Annotated in this window: 1 protein-coding gene and 1 pseudogene; one reads left to right on the forward strand and one right to left on the reverse strand. The window is 64.6% G+C overall.

Annotated elements, in window-relative coordinates; genetic code table 11:
* A pseudogene (locus EN745_RS35420) lies at positions 1-198 on the reverse strand (YgdI/YgdR family lipoprotein); the annotation flags it as partial.
* Positions 199-373: 175 nt separating this feature from the next.
* Between EN745_RS35420 and EN745_RS35425 the strand changes: the two are divergent.
* A partial coding sequence (locus tag EN745_RS35425) for an MGMT family protein (RefSeq protein ID WP_145992359.1) occupies positions 374-756 on the forward strand: 383 nt, incomplete at its 3' end.

Raw genomic sequence — 756 nt, forward strand, 5'->3', positions numbered from 1 at the left:
CGGCGCAAGGCCGGAGGGCTCCGGCAGCACCGCCACCGTTTCCGGCAGCGCGACGGTCGGCGTGTCGTCCTCGACGGCAGGGGTAGCGGCTGCCGACAGGGCGGGCGCGGCCTTCATCTGCGAGGTCGAGGTGCAACCGCTGAGGCCGGCAGCTGCAACGAGCGCGCCGATCGCGGTGAGGATGATTTTCGCTGCCAAGCCCTGCAGGTCCGATTGTCGGTTGTTAAGAAGTCCTTACACCAGCGATTCTCGGCCGGCAATCAGGGCCATCCGCTGGTTTTCGGGTGGCGGAACTCGCTGCAAGCTGCGATATTGTTCCCTATCTGTACCGTACCTGTACCCGTTTTTCGCGGTTTGCGGAAAGGAGCCCAGCATGGAAAAGACATCCGCGATCACAGCCGGTCACGCAGTGTTAGAAACAGTGATCGGATTCACGGGCATTGCCTGGAGCGAAACCGGGCTGATCCGGCTCTGCTTGCCCGAGCGCAGCCGCGAGGCGGTCGAGCGCCGGCTGTTTCGCCATAGTGGCGTGTCAAGCTCGACCGACCGGCCGCAATGGGTGATGGACCTGATCGCCGCGATCAGGGCCTATGCCGCCGGCGAGGACATCGATTTCTCCAGCGTGCCGGTCGATCTTGCCGGCGTCGACGATTTCCGCCTCGCCATCTATGACGCGGCGCGCAAGCTCGGCTTTGGCGAGACCACCACCTATGGCGAGTTGGCGAAGCGCGCCGGCCATCAAGGGCTCGCCAAAGC

The organism is Mesorhizobium sp. M4A.F.Ca.ET.022.05.2.1 (assembly GCF_003998845.1).
In the GTDB taxonomy this organism is placed as follows: Bacteria; Pseudomonadota; Alphaproteobacteria; order Rhizobiales; family Rhizobiaceae; genus Mesorhizobium.